Origin of the sequence: Streptomyces akebiae, from assembly GCF_019599145.1 — a bacterium.
GTDB lineage: Bacteria > Actinomycetota > Actinomycetes > Streptomycetales > Streptomycetaceae > Streptomyces > Streptomyces akebiae.
This window is the reverse complement of the sequence record NZ_CP080647.1, coordinates 98,190-117,625: the sequence shown is the minus strand read 5'-3', so window position 1 is coordinate 117,625 and position 19,436 is coordinate 98,190. Positions and strand designations below refer to the sequence as shown.

Here is a 19,436-nt window from a genome sequence, read left to right as displayed (position 1 = left end):
TCGTGGCATCATAGTTGATGTGACAACTAGAACGTTGGAGGGGATCCCCGGTGAGCGACGTGGAAGTGGAACCCGCGGCACTGGCGTGCGGTTCGTCCGTGGACGGCGACCCCTCGGCCCGTGGGCCCCGGGTCGAGGTGCTGTCGGCGCGTGACGTGCCCCTGGGCGGGCCCCGCGCCCTGCGTGTACGCCGGACGCTGCCACAGCGCGCCCGCACACTGATCGGGGCCTGGTGCTTCGCCGACCACTACGGCCCTGCCGACGCCGGTGCGGCGGGCATGGACGTACCCCCGCATCCGCACACCGGTCTGCAGACGGTGAGCTGGCTGTTCAGTGGCGAGATCGAACACCGCGACACCCTCGGTACGCACGCCCTCGTCCGGCCCGGCGAGCTGAACCTCATGACCGGCGGACACGGCATCGCCCACTCGGAGGTCTCCACCCCGGACGCCTCCGTCATCCACGGCGTCCAGCTGTGGGTGGCGTTGCCCGAGGAGCACCGGAACGCCGCTCGCGACTTCCAGCACCACGTGCCCGCCCTTGAGCGGGTCGACGGGGCCGAGCTCAAGGTCTTCCTCGGCTCGCTCGCCGGCAGCACGTCGCCGGTGCGGACCTTCACGCCGCTGCTCGGCGCCGAGATCGTCCTCGAACCGCACGCGTCCGTCACTCTCGCGGTGGACCCCGCCTTCGAGCACGGGCTCCTCGTGGACAGCGGGGACGTCCGCCTGATCGACACAGTGCTGCGGCCCGCGGAACTCGGGTACGTCCCCTGTGGCGCGGACACCCTGACCGTGGTGAACGAGTCGGACGCCCCCGCGCGCACGATCCTGCTCGGCGGCCCTCCTTTCGGGGAGGAGATCGTCATGTGGTGGAACTTCATCGGCCGCAGCCACGAGGACATCGTCCGGGCCCGGGAGGAGTGGCAGGCGGGTTCCGACCGTTTCGGCGAGGTCGAGGGCCATCCCGGACACCGTCTTCCGGCCCCCGCCCTGCCGAACGCCGTCATCGCGCCGCGCGCCAACCCCCCGCGCCGCTGACCTTCGTACGAAAGGCATCCCATGAGTGAGCCCTCGGTCGACCGGATCGTCCGGCGGGCGGACGCCGAACGGCTGTACGAGATACGTCTCGACGGCCGACGCGTCGGGCTGACGGCCTACCGGGACCGCGGCACGCAACGCGTCTTCTTCCACACCGAGGTCGACGAGGCGTTCACCGGCCAGGGCCTTGGCGCCGAGCTGGTCCGGTGGGCGCTCCTCGACGTGCGCGAGTCCGGGCAACGGATCGTGGCGGTCTGCCCGTACGTGGCCGCGTACCTCAAGCGGCACGACGAGTTCGCCGACATCGCCGACCCGGTGACGCCCGACGTCCTGCACTGGCTGGAGGGGGAACCGCGCTGACGAGGGAGTCACGAGTGACCGATACGCCACCCTGGCGCGGCCCGGCGGAGCAGAACGCCTGGTGTCGCTTCGTCCGGATGCAGGAGAAGCTCGGCGGACGGCTCTCCCGCGCCCTGCAGGCGGAGTTCCGCTTGTCCGCCGCCGACTACCGGGTGCTCGTCCATCTCGTGGACGCGCCCGGCGGCCGTCTGCGCCCCCCGGACCTGGCGAGGAGCGTGGAGTGGGAACGGAGCCGGTTGTCGCACCAGGTCGCCCGCATGGTGAAGCGTGGTCTGGTCGGCCGGGAGGGGTGCCTCAAGGGCGGCCGCGGCGCGTCCGTGGTCATCACCCCCGAGGGGCGCACGGCGATCGCGGAGGCGGCGCCCCGCCATGTGGAGACGGTCTGTTGGCTCTTCATCGACCTCCTCACCCCGGACGAGCTCCGGACGCTCGCCCGCGTGTGCCACCGCGTGATCGAGCAACTGGAGAAGTGATCTCGCGGTCGGCGGGCCGGCGGGCGAGCAGATGGGCGAGCGACCTGAGCGGGCGGAATAACCAGACGCGGGAACGTGCTGCACAAGGGCTCCCGGCACTTGGCCGGTGTGCACGTGGCGTCCGTCGTGCCGTTCGACAGCGGTACGCCGCACTCCGGACCGTGTGAAGACGCGTCCGGGAAAGGGAGGAAGGGACCATGACCGACGACTTCCAGACGTACCCGGCCACCGGCGGGGTGGCGCCCGACCGGTGGGCCAGCGCGCTGCACCTGTTCGACAACGGCGTCGGAGTGCCGCACGAGGAGACCACCGCCGAGCGTTGGGAACGCGCCCAACTGCTGTTCGGCGCGCGGGACTACATCGGTGCCGCGAAGCTGCTCGTCGACGTGGTCGAGGAGGTCCCGGAGCAGACCGGCCCCCGGCTGCTGCTGGCCCGTGCCTACTACCATTCCGCGCAACTGCGGCGCGCAGAGGACCAGTTGCGGGTGATCGTCGAACGCGACCCGGTGGAGCACTACGCCCATCTGATGCTCGGACGCACTCTGCAGCGCCAGGGACGCCAAGGCGAGGCGGAGCCCTGGCTGCGGATGGCCGGTGCGTTCGCGGGCGAGTTCCCCGACAACGAGTGAACCGGTACCCACCCCTCACACCCGCAGATCAGGTCGCGAGCCGTGTACCGAGCCGGCCGCAGCCGCGCGCGGTCGGCAGACGGCGGTCCGCGTGTACGTCTGTGAGCTGCTGTACCTCACCCTGAGGTGGGCCCGACCGACATCGTGAAGCACACACTGCGGGTCCCACACCCCGGCGGCTGCGATCTTGGCCATCGAGATGCTGCACATATCAGCTGTATCAGCTGTCGGTTCTCGCGGGAGGCCCCAGAGGCCCCAGAGGCCCCAGGGGCCCCAGTCGTCACGGCAGCGGGCGAACGCGGGCCCGCTGCCGTGACGGGTGGAGGGATCGGGCCGGCCTGCATGACCGTCCGCGAGGTCGTCGGGGAGGGCTCTGCCGACGGTCGGCGTGCTGCCGCCGCGTAACCGTGCCGGTGTCACTCCTGGGCGCCAGGTAGCGGCCGACCGTCGGCTCAGCTCCCCCAGCTCAATCATTGCATAGTGCAAAGATGCTCGCCAGGGGTCCAGCCCGTTCGCACAGCCTTTTCCGGTGCCCCTCTTCGGGGCGGGGGTGCGAGGAGACTGTGGGGTGAGCCGCGGTGAGCCGAGGTGGGTCGGCTCAGGCGCAGGGGTGAGCGGTCGACCCACGCTCATCAGCCGGTGAACGGCTGCTTCTCCGACGCCGGCACGGTCGGCCGCCGTGTCCCCTATTTGGGGGCCACGTCCTCCTCGACCTCCTGGAAGGTGGAGGCGTCGACGAGCCCTGTGTCCTCCAGGACCTCCATGTGGTCCAGGACGGTCTGGTTGGCCTGACGGGCGTGGCGGCGGATGAGGTCGTTCTGGGTCGCTGCCCGGACCTCACCGATCGTGGCGAAGATCTTGCCGTGCGAGGCGCGAAGGACATTGGCGAAGAGTTTGTCGAACTCCTCGCCCTGCGCGTTCTCCAGATTCCGGACCCACTGCTGCTGTTCCTCGGTGGCCTCGTCGGGGATCTCCACACCGAGGATCTCGGCGTCCTCGCGCACGAGCTGGTCGAGTTTGCTGTGCCCGTCGATCAGATGGTCACCGGCCCGCTTGACTGCCTCGCTGGACGCGTGGGTCTGGGCGAGCCGGCCGGCGGGGATCTCCCAAAGGCCGGCCTGACGTACCTTCGCGAGGAACTCGCGGTCCACGTCGGTCACGGTCAGATCGGCGCCGTTCTGGCCCGTCGCCGTCTGTCCGGCGCCGCCACTGGCGACATGGCCGCCGGCGTGCTGGGCCTGGCTCGCGACGGTCGGGTTGGCTGAGGCTTCCTCACTGCCCGCCCTGATCGCGATGACGGCCGCGGCTATCACGGCGCACACGGCCGCGATGATCGTGACGGTCCGCCTCGACGTCCGCGTGGGTACCGCGTGTCGGTTCGCATGCATGTGTTCTCCCGGTCGGGTAGAGAGTGGTTCCTCCAGGTAGGTAGGAGCGGACACCTGTTGCGGCTGGCACGGCACGCAGCGAGAGATACGCACGAGGACGCGGAGATGTTCAAGGGGCGGTCGACCGGCGGCCCGTGAGGGTTGGACTTCGCAGTCACCCCGCGAACCGCGCAACTCACCGGACCCCTTGAAGAACCGCACATATGCGTGCCCGAATCGGTCCAGGGGTTGATTTCGCGCCCATTGTGACGTGCACCTGTCCAAGTCGCGGGTGGGGTGGCACTCTGCGTTGCGCGAGTTCGTCCTCGTCCCCCACCGCACAAGGAGTACGTGTGAGAGACATACGCCGCTCGTCCCGCTCCCCGCGCAGGTCCCGCCCCGTTTTCGCCGCCCTGCTCGGCGCCGCCGCGTTGCTCGCCACCGGCGTGTTCGCCTCACCCGCCGGCGCGGCCACGGCCACCGCCGACCCCGCCTCGTTCTGGACCGCTGAACGGATGCGCCAGGCCACCCCGCTGGACCTGCCGACCGTGGACCGAACCCAGGTGAAGTCCCCCTCCCTCGCCAAGGGCAAGGAGAGGACCGTCGCCCCGACCCTCCCGGGCGCCCTGAACGAGGCCGGAGTGCTGGCCTTCCCCCACAGCGGTGGGCCCTGGACCGGTGGCGGAGCCGTGGTGTCCACGGCCGGACGGGTGTTCTTCACCTACCAGGGTCGTACGGCCTCGTGTTCCGGCAACGCCGTCACCAGCTCCAACAAGAGCACCGTCATCACCGCCGGGCACTGCGTGAAGCTGGAGGGCTCCTGGCACACCAACTGGGTCTTCGTGCCCGGCTACCACGACGGACAGGCCCCGTACGGCAGGTGGAGTGCCACGAAGACACTGGCGACCCCGCAGTGGACCGCGAGCGAGGACATCAACTACGACATCGGCGCGGCCGTCGTCGCCCCGCTGGACGGCAAGCTGCTCACGGACGTCGTCGGCGGGCAGGGGCTGGCCTTCAACACCGGCTACAACCAGGCGATGTACGCCTTCGGCTTCCCCGCCGCCGCTCCGTACGACGGGGAGAAGTTCATCTACTGCAGCGGAACCACCAACCGTGACTTCCTGCTCTCCAACGACCACGGCATGAACTGCAACATGACCGGCGGATCCAGCGGCGGCCCCTGGTTCACCCAGTTCAACGAGTCCACGGGCACCGGCCTGCTGTCGTCTGTGAACAGTTTCAAGTACAACTTCCTGCCCAACCGGATGTACGGGCCGTACTTCGGCACCGACGCTCAGAACCTCTACCAGACCGCTCAGTCGTCCTGACCGTCAGTCGGTTCGCCGGGCAGACGGCTTCGCGCGGCAGGTGACGGGCTTGCGCGGTCCTCGTGGCCGCGCAAGCACCTCCCATGCGTTGGTGACGCCGTATGTCCGCTCGCGGATGAGATCTGCGTGTCCCTCGGGGTGCGGGGACGGCCAGCGGGCACGTCGGGCCAGCCGGCTGTCGGAGACTGGGGATCGACGGAGCCGCTGTCTGCCGATGGCTGTCACGTCGGAACCGAGGACGAGGGAGGGGCGGGCCCATGGGCAGCTACGTGTCGATCAGAGGGTGGCTGGAGTGCGACGAGACACAACTCGCCGCCGTCCAGGAGATCATCGCCAGGCATGACGACAACCACTACACCCATGGATGGGGATCACCGCGGCGGCACATGAACTGGACCCACTACGTCTTCTACGGCGCCGACATCCGCGAGTCGGCCCTGGACTGGTTCGCCGACCAGATCAGAGCGATGGCTCGGGTCCCCGCGTCCGACGCGGACGGAGACCTCGTCCAAGGCCTGTTCCTGGTCGGCCATGAAGTCGAGGGGGCGACCGAATGGCAGGTCCGCGACGGCCAACTCTTCGTCGCGCAGGCCGACATCAGACACCGATACCTCGACGAGTAGGCCCCGCTCATGCCCACGCCCGGTGTGCCGCCGCGGTGCGAGACGTCCGCGCCGTGGACTCCGTCGGCGGACCGGCCGCCGGGGGAGTCCACGAGGGCGCGGTGCTGGATGTGGTCAGCGCAGTCGGCGTACGCGGAGCACGAGGTCGTCGGTGTGGTGCGCGCCCGCTCCGCCGTCGGGTGCCGGGCGGGGCCGTTGCTCGTCGACCTCCACCTCCCAGTCGTCGTCGAGGAGTTCGGTGACCATCGAGGGCCAGACGTAGTCGGCCGGGTCGAAGCCGCTCTCGTGCGTCTGCTGGGTCTGCATGCCGGCGTGGTGGACGAGCAGCAGCACCCCGCCGGGCGCGACGGCGGCGAGCAGTGCTTGTTCGGCTGCGGCGTCGGGGGTGCGCAGCAGGGCTGGGTACTGCGCGGAGACCAGGTCGAAGGAGGCCGACGGGAGTGCTGCCCGCGTGAGTTCGGCGTGTACCCAGTGGACGGTGAGGCCGGCGTCGCGTGCGTGTCCGGCCGCGCGTCGCAGTGCCACGCCCGAGACTTCGAGCGCGGTGACGTCCCAGCCGCGGCGTGCGAGCCAGAGGGCGTCCGCGCCCTCGCCGCAGCCGACGTCGAGGACGCGTCCGGGGGTGAGCGAGGCGGTCTCGGCCACGAGTGCACCGTTGGGGCGGCCGCTCCAGAGCTGCTGCCGCTCGGCGTACCGGCTGTCCCACTCCGCACGCACCGCCGGGTCGCCGGTGTAGCCGCCCTCAGGCGAACGGAACTCGGACACGGATGCTCCTACTGCGGTGTTGTCGGTCATGGGCCCACCGTTGCCCACCGCCTCCCGGACCGGCCACTGTTGTTGCCGGTCCGGCAAAACAAGTTCGCCAGTGTGAGTGTCCGAGTGTCCTGGGGGGGCGCGCCGGACGTCCCCGGCAGCGCAGCGGCTCAGCGGGCGGGCGACATGGGCCGCGTTGCTCGGCACCGTCTGGGCGTCGAACCCGCCGGACCGACAGGGCGAGGGGAGATGTCGCTGCGGGTCACGTCGCGGACCGACGGGGGCGCCAGGGGCACGTCCCAGGCACGGCAGGCCCGTGGGCGATCCTGCCGCCCGTTCACCGACGCTCGGGCGGTCGACGTCGGACGAGGCCGTGCTCAGCCGCCGAGGGCGGCGGCGTGGTCGTCGGCCCAGTCGGCGAAGGTGCGGGCGGGGCGGCCCAGCAGGTCTTCGACGCTGCCGGTGGTGGGTCCTGGACGGTGGGCGTAGTCGGCCAGGGAGCCGAGCAGGCGGTCGGGGACCTCCTCGGGAAGCCCTTGCGCGAGCATGCCCTGGCGGATGTGCTCCGGTGGGAGCTCCTGGAAGGACAGTGCCCTGCCGAGAGCGGCACCGATGAGGCGCACCTTCGCGACCTGGTCCAGTGGCTGCGGACCGGTCAGCGTGTGGGTCGACCCCGGCCGAAGTCCGCCGTGGAGGGCGCGTGCGGCCACTTCCGCGATGTCGGCTTCGTGGATGGGTGAGGTGGTGGCCCGGCCGTACGCGCCGCGCACGACGTCACCGGACCTGATCTGCGGCGCCCAGGCCAGTGCGTTGGCCGCGAAGTCGGCCAGGCGCAGGACCGTGAAATCCAAGCCGGAGCCACGGACGAGGTCCTCGGCGTGCTGGAACTGCGCGGCGAATCGGGCTTCTCCCGCCGGATACTCCACGGTGGTGGCCGACAGCAGCACCACACGCCGCACGCCCTGCTTGACGGCGATGCGCAGCAGTTCGCCGAGTCCCGGACCGGTGGCGCGCGGGCTGATCTGCAGGGCCTCCACTCCTTCCAGCGCCGCCTCGATCCACTGGGGGTGATACAAGTCGCCGCTGACGGCCCGTACGCCCTCCGGGAACGCGGCTGATCCGGAACCGCGCGTGACCGCGGCGATGCCCGTGTCCTCCCGCAGCAGCAGATCCATCACCGCACGCCCTACGACGCCATGGGCTCCAGTAATCATGATCATGACACTTAATCCTTCGTTCGATGCTGAGTCGGGTCCATACGGAGAGCGGGGACACGCGCCGGGGGCGGCGACCCCGTAAGCGGGGTGGAGTCGAGGTACCTGACCTCGTAGACGCGTTCGCTGAACCTCCAACCGTCGGAGGTGCGCTGATAACTGTCGTGATAGACGGCGTGGTTCAGATGCGAGCCGCCGTCCCGCATCCGCCCGAACTCCTGGACGTGGACGCGTCCGACCGCGGTGTCGCCGTCGAGCCGGACGACTCCGGGATGGCTGTTCTGCACGAAGAACTCCCACAGCCCTTGCCCCCATTCGATTCCCGCGCGGATCGCCTCACGGCCGACGAACTCCTTGTCGATGTGCGGCCATCGCAGGGCGCCGTCGGGCGTGAACAGCGAGGAGACGCGGTCGAAATCCCGCATCATCACGGCGTCGGTGATCTCGGCGCGCAGCTCCTCGATCTCGAAGCGATCGACGACGGCCCGCATATCGCTCATCACACGTCCCTGCCTCATCGATACGTCGGACAGGCCTCCGCTGCCTGCCCGCTGGGTGGTGTGTCCAGCATCGACGCAGGTCAGCGGCGGAACAATGTAGAGTCCGTTCAGCTATCCATAACGCGGGGGTTATGTATGGAGCTGCGGGACATCGAGATCTTCCTGACGCTGGCCGAAGAGCTGCACTTCGGCCGCACCGCCGAACGGCTGCACGTGTCCCAGGCCCGCGTCAGCCAGGCCATCAGCAGACAGGAACGCCGCCTCGGCGTGGCCCTGTTCGACCGCACCAGCCGCCGTGTGGCCCTGACTCCCGTCGGTCGGCGCCTGTGCGAGGACCTCCAGCAGGCCCTCGACCTCCTGCACGCGGGACTCGCCCGCGCCCAAGCGGCCGGCCAGGGCGCGCGCCGGAACCTGCGGTTGGGCGTCTTCGGTCACGCCGGACACGAACTTCGCCCCCTCGTCGACGCGTTCCGCGACCGCCACCCCGGCAGCGACATACAGTTCGGCGAGATCAACGGCGCCGACGCCTTCACCGCTCTGCGCAGTGGGGAGCACGACGCCCACGTGCTGTGGCTGCCCGTCGCCGAACCCGACCTCACCGTGGGGCCCACCGTGCTCACCGGCGGCCGCGTGCTGGCCGTGGCGGCGGACCATCCGCTCGCCCGACGCGGTAGCGCGTCCCTGGAAGACCTCGCCGACAACCACGTCGTCGACCTCGGGCCCGAAGCCCCCGAGTACTGGGTCGCCTCCATGGTCCCCACCCGCACCCCGCTCGGCCGCCGCATCCCCCGCGGGCCCGCCGCGCGGACCTTCCACGAGATCCTCTCCCTGGTCGCGGCCGGACGCTGCGTCCACCCACTGGGAGACCTCGCCGCGCGCTACAACAAGCCCCCCGGCATCGCCTTCCTGCCCCTCCACGACGCCCCCACCCTCGCATGGGCGCTCACCTGGCGCACCACCGCAGACAGCCCCGCCATCCGCGCCCTTGCCCAGACGGCCACCGACGTCGGCCCCATCGCGATGTGACGCCGACGGGGACTGCAAGACGTTCGGTGTAACTCCCGATCATGGAAGATGCATGATGACCAGTGAGAACGTGACCGATCCCAAGTTTGTCGAGTCGGCAGAGGCGGTGTCGGCGAAGGCCGTGGATGACCAGCTGGCGGAGTTGGTGATTCCACCTTCGGGGGAGGCCGGTTAGCGCCCGTCCAACACTTGTGCAGCGCAGCGGAAGGCCCCGTGCAAATCACGCCATGTGGCAGGGAAGAGCCGTTTGCGGGACCACACCGTCGTGAGGCTGGTGTACCCGCTCCCGCCGCTGAGACGACGGCGGCCTCGTGCTGATCACCGACACCGGCGTGGGGCGCGTGGAACGCCATGTGTCGGCGGTCGGGTTGGCCTGCCCGCCTGCGGGGCGTCACCTGCTACCCGGGGAGATGGAAGGGAGGGGACAGGGGGCCGGCGCGTGTGGTTCCAGTCCGGCGTGCAACCGTGGACTCGATCGGCGGCACGTGGCACTCGGCTGGGATGACGGAGTCGCCCATGGGCGGGACAGCGGCCCGTGCCCGCGCCGCCGCTGGTCGGATCAGCGGCGGAGGCAGGGTTTTCCGCTGCTCCCCGGCCCTCTGCCGTGTCTCCCCGGCCCTCGGCTGTGTCTCCCCGGCCCTCGGCCGTGGCTCACCAGCGCGCCCTGTGGCTCACCGGCGCCGCCCTGCTCCAAGCGGACCGGACGCCACCAGCCGTCGTCGGCGGGCCGTCGGCCTGGGGGACTCAGTCACCGGAGGTGGCCGGGGAGGTCTCCGCCGTCGCGGGTGCCGCCTTCCGGCGCGGGCGGGTGTCCCGGAACATCGCCCGGATGATCCCCACGGTGCGTGCCAGGTGCGGCTCGGCACGGTCGGCGCGGTGGGCGACGGCCAGCTCCACGCGTGCGTCGGCCCCGGCCAGCGGCAGGTAGATGACGCCGTCGAGCGTCAGAGAGGTCACGGGCTCGGGTACCACCGCGACGCCGAGACCGCCGGCCACGAGGGTGACCAGCGTCGAGGTCTCGCCTACCTCGTGGCGGATGTGCGGCTCCACACCGGCCTCGCGCAGCAGGCCCAGCACGACGTCGTACATCACGGACCGGCGGTCGGCGGAGTGCACGATCAGGTCGGCGCCCGCGAGGTCCGCTGCGCGCAGCCGCTTCCGGCGGGCGAGGGGGTGGTCGGACGGTACGGCGACGACGAGTCGGTCCCGGCGCAGGGTGTGCGCGGTGAGGGAGAGGCCGGCCGCCGGCGGGCGCAGCAGGGCGACATCGATCGCGCCGGTGCGCAGCGCCTCGACCTGGTCGGGCGCGAGCATCTCGCCCCGGAAGGAGAAGTCGACGCCGGGCAGCTCCTCCGTGAGCCGGCGCGAGAGCGCGGGCAGGAGACTGTACGTGGCCGAGCCCACGCAGCCGATCGCGAGGTGGCCCACCGAGCCGGTGGCGACGAGCCGTGCGTGGTGGGCGGCCTCGTCGACGTCGGCGAGAATCGCGCGCGCCCGCTCCAGGTAGGCCCGGCCGGCCTCGGTGAGGTCGACGCGGCGTGTGGTGCGGCGGAGCAGCTCGACGCCGAGCTCGGCCTCCAGCTGGCGGATCTGCTGGGAGAGCGGTGGCTGGGCCATGTGCAGCCGCTCGGCGGCGCGGCCGAAGTGACGCTCCTCGGCCACCGCCACGAAGTACCGAAGGTGGCGCAGATCCATATGTCGTCCATATCAATCAGCTCGGATATATGTATTTCAGAATATCGTGGACCGGGGTTAGCGTCACTGTCATGAGTGCTTTCCTCTACGCCGCGACCCGGACACCGTTCGGCCGCTTCAACGGCGCGCTGGCCGGTGTGCGCCCCGACGATCTTGCCGCCGCCGCGATCACCTCGACGCTCGCCCGGGTGCCGGGCCTCGACCCCGCCGCGATCGACGACGTGGTGTGGGGCAACGCCAACGGCGCCGGCGAGGACAACCGCAACGTCGGCCGCATGGCGGCGCTGCTCGCCGGGCTTCCGGTGAGCGTGCCCGGCACCACGGTCAACCGGCTGTGCGGATCGAGCCTGGACGCGGCCATGACGGCCAGCCGGACGATCGAGTCCGGGGACGCCGAGGTGGTGCTGACCGGCGGCGTCGAGTCGATGACGCGTGCGCCGTGGGTGCTGCCCAAGTCGGCGAAACCCTTCCCGGCCGGCGACGTCACCGCCGTCTCCACCACGCTCGGCTGGCGGCTGGTCAACCCGCGGATGCCGAAGGAGTGGACGGTCAGTCTCGGCGAGGCCAACGAGCAGCTCCAGGAACGCTTCAAGATCTCCCGCGAGCGGCAGGACGAGTTCGCCGCCCGCTCCCACCGACTCGCGCACGCCGCTTGGGAGTCGGGCTTCTACGACGACCTGGTGACACCGGTCGACGGCGTCGACCTCACCCGCGACGAGGGCATCCGGCCCGGATCCACACCCGAGGTGCTCGCGGGACTGAAGCCGGTCTTCCGTACACCTGAGCAGGGCGGCACCATCACCGCCGGCAACGCCAGCCCGCTGAACGACGGTGCCTCCGCGGTGCTGCTGGGCAGCGAGAAGGCCGCTGCCGCGATCGGAACCGACCCGATCGCCCGCATCGCCGGCCGCGGTGTGATGGCACTGGAGCCGCAGGCCTTCGGCTACGCCCCGGTCGAGGCAGCGAACCGGGCGCTGGCCCGGGCCGGGATCGGCTGGGACCAGGTGGGCGCGGTGGAACTCAACGAGGCCTTCGCCGTGCAGTCGCTCGCCTGCCTGGACGCGTGGAAGATCGACCCCGCCCTCGTCAACCAGAAGGGCGGCGCCATCGCGATCGGCCATCCGCTGGGCGCCTCGGGTGGCCGTGTGCTCGCCACGCTGGCCAAGGTGCTGCGTGAGACGAGGCAGCGTTACGGCGTCGCCGCGATCTGCATCGGGGTCGGTCAGGGGCTGGCCGTCGTCCTGGAGAACTGCGGTGTCACGGAGGTGGCCCAGTGAGCCGGGCGGAGATCGTCGAGAGCGCCGACGCGGCGGTCGCCGGGATCGAGGACGGGTCCACCGTCCTCGTCGGAGGCTTCGGGCTGGCCGGGATGCCTTTCGACCTGATCGACGCGCTCATCCGGCAGGGCGCGAAAGACCTGACGATCGTGTCCAACAACGCCGGCAACGGCGACGTCGGACTGGCGGCACTGCTGGCCGCCGGCCGTGTGCGCAAGGTGCTCTGCTCCTTTCCGCGCCAGGCCGACTCCTGGGTCTTCGACGACCTCTACCGCGCTGGGAAGATCGAACTGGAGGTGGTGCCGCAGGGCAACCTGGCCGAGCGGATGCGGGCGGCGGGTGCCGGCATCGGAGCCTTCTACTGCCCGACAGCGGTCGGCACGCCGCTGGCCGAGGGCAAGGAGGTGCGGGAGATCGACGGCCGGACGTATCTGCTGGAGTACCCCATCAAGGGCGATTACGCGCTGATCGGCGCGCATGCCGCGGACACGCTGGGCAACCTGGTCTACCGCAAGACGGCCCGCAATTTCGGTCCGGTCATGGCCACGGCCGCGACGACGACCATCGTCCAGGTCGACCAGGTCGTCGAACCCGGGAAGCTCGATCCCGAGGCGGTCGTGACCCCGTCCATCTACGTCGACCGGATCGTCCAGGTGACGGCCCGTCACTACACCGTGCAGGGGGCACGATGACCATCACGCCAAGCGATCAGGTGCGCGCCGACCACCGGCTCTCGACGGACGAACTGGCCGCCGTCATCGCGCGCGACATCCCGGCCGGCTCCTTCGTCAACCTCGGCATCGGCCAGCCCACCAAGATCGCCGATCACCTGCCGGCCGACTCCGGGGTGGTGCTGCACACCGAGAACGGCATGCTCAACATGGGCCCGAAGGCCGAGGGCGACGCGATCGACCCCGACCTCACCAACGCCGGCAAGGTCCCGGTGACGGAACTGCCGGGAGCGGCGTACTTCCACCACGCCGACTCCTTCGCCATGATGCGCGGCGGGCACCTCGACGTCTGCGTCCTCGGTGCCTACCAGGTCGCCTTCAACGGCGACCTCGCCAACTGGCACACCGGCAAGCCCGACGACATCCCCGCCGTCGGCGGCGCCATGGACCTCGCCATCGGCGCCAAGGACGTCTACGTGATGATGACGCTCTTCACCCGCTCGGGAGAACCCAAGCTCGTGCCGCGATGCGCCTACCCGCTCACCGGCCTCGGCTGCGTCAGCCGCGTCTACACCGACCACGGCGTCTTCGACGTCGGCCCCCACGGCGTACGGATCCGGGAGACGTACGGCATCAGCGCCCAGGAGCTCGCGGAGCGACTCGGCATCCCGCTGCCGTAGCAAGCGATTCGTCCACCGCACCCCGGGTTCGAGCGGAGGGTCGGCCGCTGTATCACCTGCGACGGCAGGGCCCGGTCCAGGTCTGCGGCGCGGCGTCCGGGGCAGCGCGGCCGGGCCGGGCCGGCTCATGCCGGGTCGGCCCGGGCCGGGTCACATGAGCTTCCGGCGGCCGGTCTCCTTCTTGAGGCCGCCCACGTTGATCGGCTGGAGGATGACGGTGATCGCGCCGACCGAGAAGTGCTGCACCGGGCCGCCGGTGTTGCGCCCGTGGAAGCTGCGTGGCAGCGCCTGCCCGTTGGTCGGGTCCGTGCCCGACGTATACATGTCGACGATGCCCTCGTACCCCTGACGGGCCTTCGCGTCGTTGCCGTCCGCGGCCTGCTCCACGGTGATGCGGTCGTCGCCGTCCACGGCGACCACGGCCGCCACGTGATAGGGCCACCCGCTGGTGTTGGCGGGCCGCTCGTAATCCCCGTGCCACGCGGTCTCCACGATGGCGAACGCCTGCCCGGCGTTCGGCCGTTCCTCGCCGTTCGCCTGGGGACCACCCGGCCTGGCGTTCGCGTAGGCCATGGCGCCCTCCGCGTTCTCCCTGTCGCCCAGGCCGAACTGGTTTCCCCCCAGGGCGAATTCGCTGGCGTCCTGCCCCAGGGCCAGCCGCTGCTGGTGCATGATCTCCTCGGCGGTGTGGGCGCAGTCCGCGAGGAAGGCCGTCGACGGCTCGTACTCCGCGTACACGCGCCCCCCGATCTCCCCGCTCTGCCCGGTCGGCGTGCAGTACCGGGGCGCCGGGGCACCCTCCGCGACCCAGATGACGGTGGTGTCCGCCCCAGGAGTGACGGTCATGAGGTACAGCCCGTTCTGCGAGACCCGCGCCGGCCCCAACTCCGCGGTCGTGACCTCGGAGAAGCGCTGAACGACCGTCGTGTCGGTGCCGCGCGCCGCGCCCCGGGCCGTGACGTCGGCTTCCCGCTGTACGGCGGCACCCGGCGGGCCTTGGTCGATCTGTTCAGGCGTCCGCCTCATCACCCGGACCGCGTTGGCCTCGGCCTCGCGCTCGAAGCGGTCGCCGGGGTCGGAGACACTCAGCCCCGACCCGTTGTCCGTACCGGCCACCGGGCCCTGGCGCTGTTGGATGACATGCGTCAGCTCATGGGCGAGGGTGTGCTTGTCGCCTCCGCCGTCGCCGATGACGACATGGCTGCCGGAGGTGTAGGCACGGGCACCCACCTCGGCGGCGGAGGCGCGGGCCGCGGAGCCGGTATGCACGCGGACGTCGGAGAAGTCGGCGCCGAGGCGGGACTCCATCTCCTGCCGCAGCGGTTCATCCAGCGGATTGCCCGGCGCGCGCAACACGTCGTGCACGGCGGAGCGCTGCACCGGCTCCGCCGTGGGCTGTGGGTGGCCGCAGCCCACGCCGTGCTGGTGCCGGCTCTGCTGGAGCATACGGACGACGGCGGCGTTGCCGGCGGTGCGCTGCAGCTCGACAAGCGCATCGGGCACCCGCCCTCCCGGCCGTACGGCCGCGCTCTTGGCGGGGCGCTGCGGCTGCTTGTCGTTCTTCATCGGCTCTTGCGCGTGCATGGACTTCCGCTCGTAGGCTGGCAGTTGGGCTGTGCTTCCTACATACCCGGTGCCGCGGTCGCGGGTGAGAGGTGGAGGGGCACGATGGGGTGCCCGTAGGGGCAGCGCGTCCGACCCGGCGGGTATCCGCGGACACCGCCCTGGGCGCCCGTACCACCGCGCACCCGCCCTCCCTTGACCTGACACGCCCGCTGACATGATCGCCGCGATCTCCGCGCGGGCCTCCTCGCCGGTGCGCGGGTCGTCGGGGGCGCGGTGCGCGACCTCCAGGTCGATCACGTGTGGCCGGTAGTCGGCGCCGGACCGGAAGATCTGCCAGGGCTCGACGGGCGCGTTCACGTTCAGGTCGTCGAGCGACAGCCAGTCCCGGCCGGATCGCCGCGAGGCCGTGCGGGCGCGGCAGTGCCTCGTCCCAGCGCTCCAGGAGCGCGCGGGCGGTCGTACGCAGGTCCAGCACTCTGCCGTCCGGGAGCACCAGTCCCGCGGACGGGGTCCGGCCCGGGGCGGAGAAGGTACCGAGGGCGAAGGGGCCGGTGAAGAAGAGGGACGCCCGACGTGAAGAAGAGGGACGCCCGACGTGGCTGCGGACTTCACGGAGATGTCCTCCCGATTGCGGTGTCACCAATCTGGCGCGTACCTTGCGATCGGGCAAATCGATTCCTCGGATGATCCACATCCAGATGACGAATGCCCGGGCTGTTTTCCACTCCGTACGGGGGCCCCTCGTGAACCTGGCCAGCCTTGACCTCAACCTCGTCGTCGCCCTGCGCGCCCTCCTGGAGGAGCGCAACGTCACCAGAGCCGGCCGGCGTATCGGTCTCAGCCAGCCCGCGATGAGCGCCGCCCTGGCACGGCTGCGCCGTCACTTCGACGACGACCTACTCTCCCGGGCCGGCGGACGCTACGAACTGACCGCTCTCGGCCTGGCCCTCCTCGACCGCACCGCCACCGCCTGCGACCTGCTCGAACGTGTCTTCACCAGCCAGGCCGAGTTCGACCCCGCCCGCGAAGAGCACGAGTTCACGCTGCTCTCCTCCGACTACGCGGTGGCCGTCTTCGGCGCCGAACTCGCCCGTACGGTGCACGCCGAGGCACCAGGCATCCGGCTCCGGTTCAAGCAGGCCCCGACGGACATCACAGAGAACATCACCGCGCTGCTCAGCACCGCCGACGGTCTGCTGCTGCCGCACGGCATCATCAGCGACTTTCCCACCGTGGAGCTCTACCGGGACCGCTGGGTCTACCTCGTCGCCGACGACCATCCCGAGGTCGGTGAGCACCTCACCCTCGACGACCTGGCCCGGCTGCCGTGGGTGACGTACCAGCGCACGTACGACGCTCCCGCCGCCCGCCAGATCGGCATGCTCGGCATCGAGCCGCGCGTCGAAGTATCCGTCGACAGCTTCCAGTTGATGCCCCTCCTGGTTGCCGGGACGCGCCGGGTGGCCCTCATCCAGGGGCGTCTCGCCGACCGACTCGACGGACTCGTCCCCGTACGGGTCGTGGAACCGCCCTACGACGCCGTGCCGCTCCGGGAGGCCCTGTGGTGGCACCCGGTCCACACGCACGACGCGGCGCACATCTGGCTGCGGGAGACGGCGGCACGGGTCGCGGAGACCATCCACGGCAAGGATGATCGCGATCCGGCAGATCGATCGGACAGAGACTAGGCAGGGCTGGGTCCGTCACCCATAGTCGACCGCAGTTCCTCCGCACGCTCCTCTTCTCGGGGTGTCTGTTCCCCGGTGGCGTGCCCGCCCCTCCCCTCGCCACATGGAGTTCCCGCATGCCCGCTTCCATGCCATCGCCATCGTCCCCGCCCGCTCACGCGGAACCCGTGCCGCCGCCCGGTGCGATCCTTCCGACGTCCGGTGCCGCGCACCGGCTGCGCGTCTCCCTCCTCATGGCAGGCAGCTGTCTACCGATCCTCGGGGCCGTCCTGATCGCCCCCGTGCTGCCCAAGATGCAGGACCACTTCGCCGAGGTGCCCGGCGCGGGCGCCCTGGTCCCGATGGCCCTCACCGTCCCGGCCCTGGCGCTGGGCCTGCTGGCGCCCTTCGCGGGCGTCATCGTCGACCGGCTCGGCCGCAAGCGCCTGCTGATCGTCGCGACCGTGCTGTACGCGATCTTCGGCACCGCACCGCTGTGGTTGGAGTCGCTGGGCGCCATCGTGGCCAGCCGCGCCCTGGTCGGTATCGCCGAGGCCGCCATCATGACCTGCTGCACCACGCTGATCGGCGACTACTACAGCGGTCGGACACGGGACCGCTACCTCGCCCTCCAGACCATGTGCGCCTCCGCCTCCGCGACCGCCTTCTTCGTCATCGGCGGTGCCGCGGGGTCGGCCGGCTGGCGGACCCCGTTCTGGATCTACGCCGTCAGCCTGCTCATCGCCCCGCTCATGGCCATCGGGCTGCCGAAGCCGACCGCGGCCACCGGTGCCGCCGCCGAAGGCGGGGAGAGTGCGGACACCGCGGTCCCCCCGAAGCGCTCGTTCCCCTTCCGGCAGCTGGCCGGGATCTGCGGACTCACCGTGTTCGGGGCCCTCGTCTTCTACACCGTCCCGGTGGAGATGTCCTACCTGCTGGACGACCTCGGCGTGACGGCGACCAGCGTGATCGGGCTGGCCACAGCCCTGGCCAGCGCCGCCACCGTGGCCGGCGCGATCACCTTCGCCAAGCTGCGCGGGGCCCCGGGGCCCCGGCTGCCACTCGTCTTCGCCCTGTGCGCGGCCGGGTTCGCGGTGATGTGGCTCGCGGACAGCGCGCCGCTGCTGATCGTCGGCGCCGTACTCAACTGCCTCGGCACCGGTCTCCTGCTGCCCTCCCTGCTCACCATCGCCATGTCCAAACTGGACTTCGCCGACCGCGGCCGTGGCACCGGCCTGTGGACCGCTTCCTTCTTCATCGGCCAGTTCATCTGCCCCCTGGTGCTGATCGCGGCCAAGTCCGCCCTCGGCACCCTGGCCGCCGCCGTCGGCCTGCTGGGCCTGGCCTCGGCCGTCGTGGCGGCAGGCCTCTTCCTGACCGCCCGACGCAGGTCCGCGGCCGTCGCACCGTTGCCCCAGTAGGACGAAGCCGCCCGCTCGGATGCGTTTCGGCCCGCACTACGAGGCGCTCCGCACCCCGGACCTCGACCCACGACGCGTCAAGTACCACCCGTACGTGATGTGCTTGGACCCGGTCGGCGGCCCGCTTCGCATCGCCGAGGGCGACTCCCCGAACCGGGAGTGTGGTACTCCGCCGATGCGGTAGCCCGCGGCTCGGCGGCCGGAAGGCCGGCGACTCTGCCCTTGCCCCGGCCGGGAGGTGGAGGCGGCCGGCGGGAACGTCGGGTTCCACTCCGGTCAGCGCCGTCATCAGGGCGATGGCCGCCGCCGACCAGGCTTGTGGTCGGCGGGCGGCCGGGTAGGGGACGGGGTGGGGGTGTTGGCGCGGGTGGCGCCGCCCCACAGTTCCGGCAGCCGGTGGTCGAAGGCGCGCGCTGCGGCGAGGACGCCATCGATGAGCCGGGCGGCGGCTTGGGGGTGACCGGTGCGGGCGAGGCCGGCGGCCACGATCGCAGTGGCCTTTCACACGGGCTACGGCCACACGGCCGTCGTCGCCGAAGCCGTGGCCCGTGGCGCGGCGGGAACCGGCGCCGAGGTGCTCTTGATCTCCGTGGACACCATCACCGACGGGCAGTGGGCGCAGCTGGACGCCGCTGGACGCGATCATCTTCGGCGCGGCGACCTACAGGCACCGCCTCCGCCGCCTTCCACACGTTCGCCGAAACCAGGCGGGCGCGGGTTCTCCCACGCCTGGCTGGTCAAGCCGGCCGCGGGCTTCACCGACTCCGGCGCCGAGAGCGGCGCCAAGTCGTCCACCCTGAAAGCTCTTTCGGCGTTCGATCAGATCCCGGAACTGTTGACCCAGCCGATGCTCCTCGTCGCAGAGAACCAGGCGGACACGAAGGTGTTCAGCGGCCAGGCCTACGAGCTTTCCAAGGGACCGAAGGAGTTGCTCGTCATGGACGGCGCGACTCGTATCGCGATGTATGACCGCGCGGACGAGCCGTCGTGGCTTGGTGCGTACGGCGCGGGTGGCTTCCTCACCTCGTGAGTGCCCGGTTGTCGGCGTGGGTCCACAGCTCCCGGACGCGGTCGTCAGTACGGACGTCGGCGAGAGGGCGGGGCCCGGGCCGGACGCGCGCGATGCGGCATCCGGCCGGAGTCCCC

General features: G+C 70.9%; 21 protein-coding genes. 14 read left to right on the top strand and 7 right to left on the bottom strand.

Features of this window, described 5'->3' with window-relative positions; translation table 11 throughout:
- Window positions 1-50 precede the first annotated feature (50 nt).
- The 4 genes from K1J60_RS00590 to K1J60_RS00575 all read left to right on the top strand — a co-directional run bounded on the left by K1J60_RS00590 (window position 51) and on the right by K1J60_RS00575 (window position 2,499).
- Window positions 51-1,037, top strand: coding sequence for a pirin family protein (locus K1J60_RS00590; RefSeq protein WP_220644380.1), 987 nt, complete (start codon window positions 51-53; stop codon window positions 1,035-1,037).
- A gap of 21 nt (window positions 1,038-1,058) precedes the next feature.
- On the top strand, window positions 1,059-1,397 hold the full coding sequence (locus K1J60_RS00585; RefSeq protein ID WP_220644379.1) for a GNAT family N-acetyltransferase: 339 nt from the start codon (window positions 1,059-1,061) through the stop codon (window positions 1,395-1,397).
- A 14-nt stretch (window positions 1,398-1,411) separates the two neighbouring features.
- On the top strand, window positions 1,412-1,870 hold the full coding sequence (locus K1J60_RS00580; RefSeq protein ID WP_259407489.1) for a MarR family winged helix-turn-helix transcriptional regulator: 459 nt from the start codon (window positions 1,412-1,414) through the stop codon (window positions 1,868-1,870).
- 197 nt (window positions 1,871-2,067) lie between these two features.
- A complete protein-coding gene (locus K1J60_RS00575; protein ID WP_033527703.1) occupies window positions 2,068-2,499 on the top strand; it encodes a tetratricopeptide repeat protein in 432 nt (143 codons plus the stop codon).
- Window positions 2,500-3,185: 686 nt separating this feature from the next.
- Here K1J60_RS00575 and K1J60_RS00570 read toward each other — a convergent pair.
- Window positions 3,186-3,887 carry a DUF4142 domain-containing protein gene (locus tag K1J60_RS00570; protein WP_220644378.1) on the bottom strand — a complete coding sequence of 234 codons (702 nt, stop codon included), beginning with the start codon at window positions 3,885-3,887 and terminating at the stop codon, window positions 3,186-3,188.
- Between the two features lie 332 nt (window positions 3,888-4,219).
- Between K1J60_RS00570 and K1J60_RS00565 the strand changes: the two genes are divergently transcribed.
- Complete coding sequence (locus tag K1J60_RS00565; RefSeq protein ID WP_220644377.1) at window positions 4,220-5,197, top strand: trypsin-like serine peptidase; 978 nt, start codon at window positions 4,220-4,222, stop codon at window positions 5,195-5,197.
- A 257-nt stretch (window positions 5,198-5,454) separates the two neighbouring features.
- Window positions 5,455-5,820, top strand: coding sequence for a hypothetical protein (locus K1J60_RS00560; RefSeq protein ID WP_220644376.1), 366 nt, complete (start codon window positions 5,455-5,457; stop codon window positions 5,818-5,820).
- Window positions 5,821-5,934: 114 nt separating this feature from the next.
- Here K1J60_RS00560 and K1J60_RS00555 read toward each other — a convergent pair whose 3' ends face one another.
- The 3 genes from K1J60_RS00555 to K1J60_RS00545 form a co-directional block, all read right to left on the bottom strand.
- The gene (locus tag K1J60_RS00555; RefSeq protein ID WP_220644375.1) at window positions 5,935-6,615 is read right to left on the bottom strand and encodes a class I SAM-dependent methyltransferase; all 681 of its coding nucleotides are present in this window, start codon (window positions 6,613-6,615) and stop codon (window positions 5,935-5,937) included.
- A gap of 335 nt (window positions 6,616-6,950) precedes the next feature.
- Window positions 6,951-7,793, bottom strand: coding sequence for an NAD(P)H-binding protein (locus tag K1J60_RS00550; protein WP_220644374.1), 843 nt, complete (start codon window positions 7,791-7,793; stop codon window positions 6,951-6,953).
- Between the two features lie 5 nt (window positions 7,794-7,798).
- The gene (locus tag K1J60_RS00545) at window positions 7,799-8,287 is read right to left on the bottom strand and encodes a nuclear transport factor 2 family protein (RefSeq protein WP_220644373.1); all 489 of its coding nucleotides are present in this window, start codon (window positions 8,285-8,287) and stop codon (window positions 7,799-7,801) included.
- Between the two features lie 135 nt (window positions 8,288-8,422).
- On the opposite strand from K1J60_RS00545, the gene K1J60_RS00540 reads away from it, so the two are divergent.
- Both K1J60_RS00540 and K1J60_RS45515 read left to right on the top strand, forming a co-directional pair.
- Entirely contained in the window at window positions 8,423-9,313 is an 891-nt protein-coding gene (locus K1J60_RS00540; RefSeq protein WP_220644372.1) for a LysR family transcriptional regulator, read from the top strand.
- Window positions 9,314-9,365: 52 nt separating this feature from the next.
- Window positions 9,366-9,488, top strand: a complete 123-nt coding sequence (locus tag K1J60_RS45515) for a hypothetical protein (RefSeq protein WP_259407488.1) — start codon at window positions 9,366-9,368, stop codon at window positions 9,486-9,488.
- 569 nt (window positions 9,489-10,057) lie between these two features.
- Here K1J60_RS45515 and K1J60_RS00535 read toward each other — a convergent pair.
- Window positions 10,058-11,008, bottom strand: a complete 951-nt coding sequence (locus tag K1J60_RS00535) for a LysR substrate-binding domain-containing protein (protein ID WP_259407487.1) — start codon at window positions 11,006-11,008, stop codon at window positions 10,058-10,060.
- Window positions 11,009-11,079: 71 nt separating this feature from the next.
- Here K1J60_RS00535 and K1J60_RS00530 point away from each other — a divergent pair, with 71 nt between their 5' ends.
- From K1J60_RS00530 to K1J60_RS00520, 3 genes are read left to right on the top strand one after another with little or no spacing between them, the layout of a single operon-like run.
- The gene (locus K1J60_RS00530; RefSeq protein ID WP_220644371.1) at window positions 11,080-12,285 is read left to right on the top strand and encodes a thiolase family protein; all 1,206 of its coding nucleotides are present in this window, start codon (window positions 11,080-11,082) and stop codon (window positions 12,283-12,285) included.
- Window positions 12,282-12,977, top strand: a complete 696-nt coding sequence (locus K1J60_RS00525; protein WP_220644370.1) for a 3-oxoacid CoA-transferase subunit A — start codon at window positions 12,282-12,284, stop codon at window positions 12,975-12,977. Before K1J60_RS00530 ends, K1J60_RS00525 begins: the two co-directional genes overlap by 4 nt.
- The gene (locus K1J60_RS00520; protein ID WP_220644369.1) at window positions 12,974-13,636 is read left to right on the top strand and encodes a 3-oxoacid CoA-transferase subunit B; all 663 of its coding nucleotides are present in this window, start codon (window positions 12,974-12,976) and stop codon (window positions 13,634-13,636) included. Before K1J60_RS00525 ends, K1J60_RS00520 begins: the two co-directional genes overlap by 4 nt.
- Before the next feature lie 150 nt (window positions 13,637-13,786).
- Here the strand turns inward: K1J60_RS00520 and K1J60_RS00515 are convergent, their stop codons facing one another.
- A complete protein-coding gene (locus tag K1J60_RS00515; RefSeq protein WP_220644368.1) occupies window positions 13,787-15,220 on the bottom strand; it encodes an eCIS core domain-containing protein in 1,434 nt (477 codons plus the stop codon).
- A 725-nt stretch (window positions 15,221-15,945) separates the two neighbouring features.
- Between K1J60_RS00515 and K1J60_RS00510 the strand changes: the two genes are divergently transcribed.
- Together K1J60_RS00510 and K1J60_RS00505 are read left to right on the top strand one after the other, a co-directional pair.
- Window positions 15,946-16,890 (top strand): LysR family transcriptional regulator, encoded by a 945-nt coding sequence (locus tag K1J60_RS00510; RefSeq protein ID WP_220644367.1) that lies wholly within the window; start codon window positions 15,946-15,948, stop codon window positions 16,888-16,890.
- A 116-nt stretch (window positions 16,891-17,006) separates the two neighbouring features.
- A complete protein-coding gene (locus K1J60_RS00505) occupies window positions 17,007-18,290 on the top strand; it encodes an MFS transporter (protein WP_220644366.1) in 1,284 nt (427 codons plus the stop codon).
- Between the two features lie 288 nt (window positions 18,291-18,578).
- Here K1J60_RS00505 and K1J60_RS00500 read toward each other — a convergent pair whose 3' ends face one another.
- The gene (locus K1J60_RS00500; RefSeq protein WP_220644365.1) at window positions 18,579-18,776 is read right to left on the bottom strand and encodes a hypothetical protein; all 198 of its coding nucleotides are present in this window, start codon (window positions 18,774-18,776) and stop codon (window positions 18,579-18,581) included.
- 7 nt (window positions 18,777-18,783) lie between these two features.
- Between K1J60_RS00500 and K1J60_RS00495 the strand changes: the two genes are divergently transcribed.
- Window positions 18,784-19,320 carry an alpha/beta hydrolase family protein gene (locus K1J60_RS00495; RefSeq protein ID WP_220644364.1) on the top strand — a complete coding sequence of 179 codons (537 nt, stop codon included), beginning with the start codon at window positions 18,784-18,786 and terminating at the stop codon, window positions 19,318-19,320.
- Window positions 19,321-19,436: the final 116 nt, after the last annotated feature.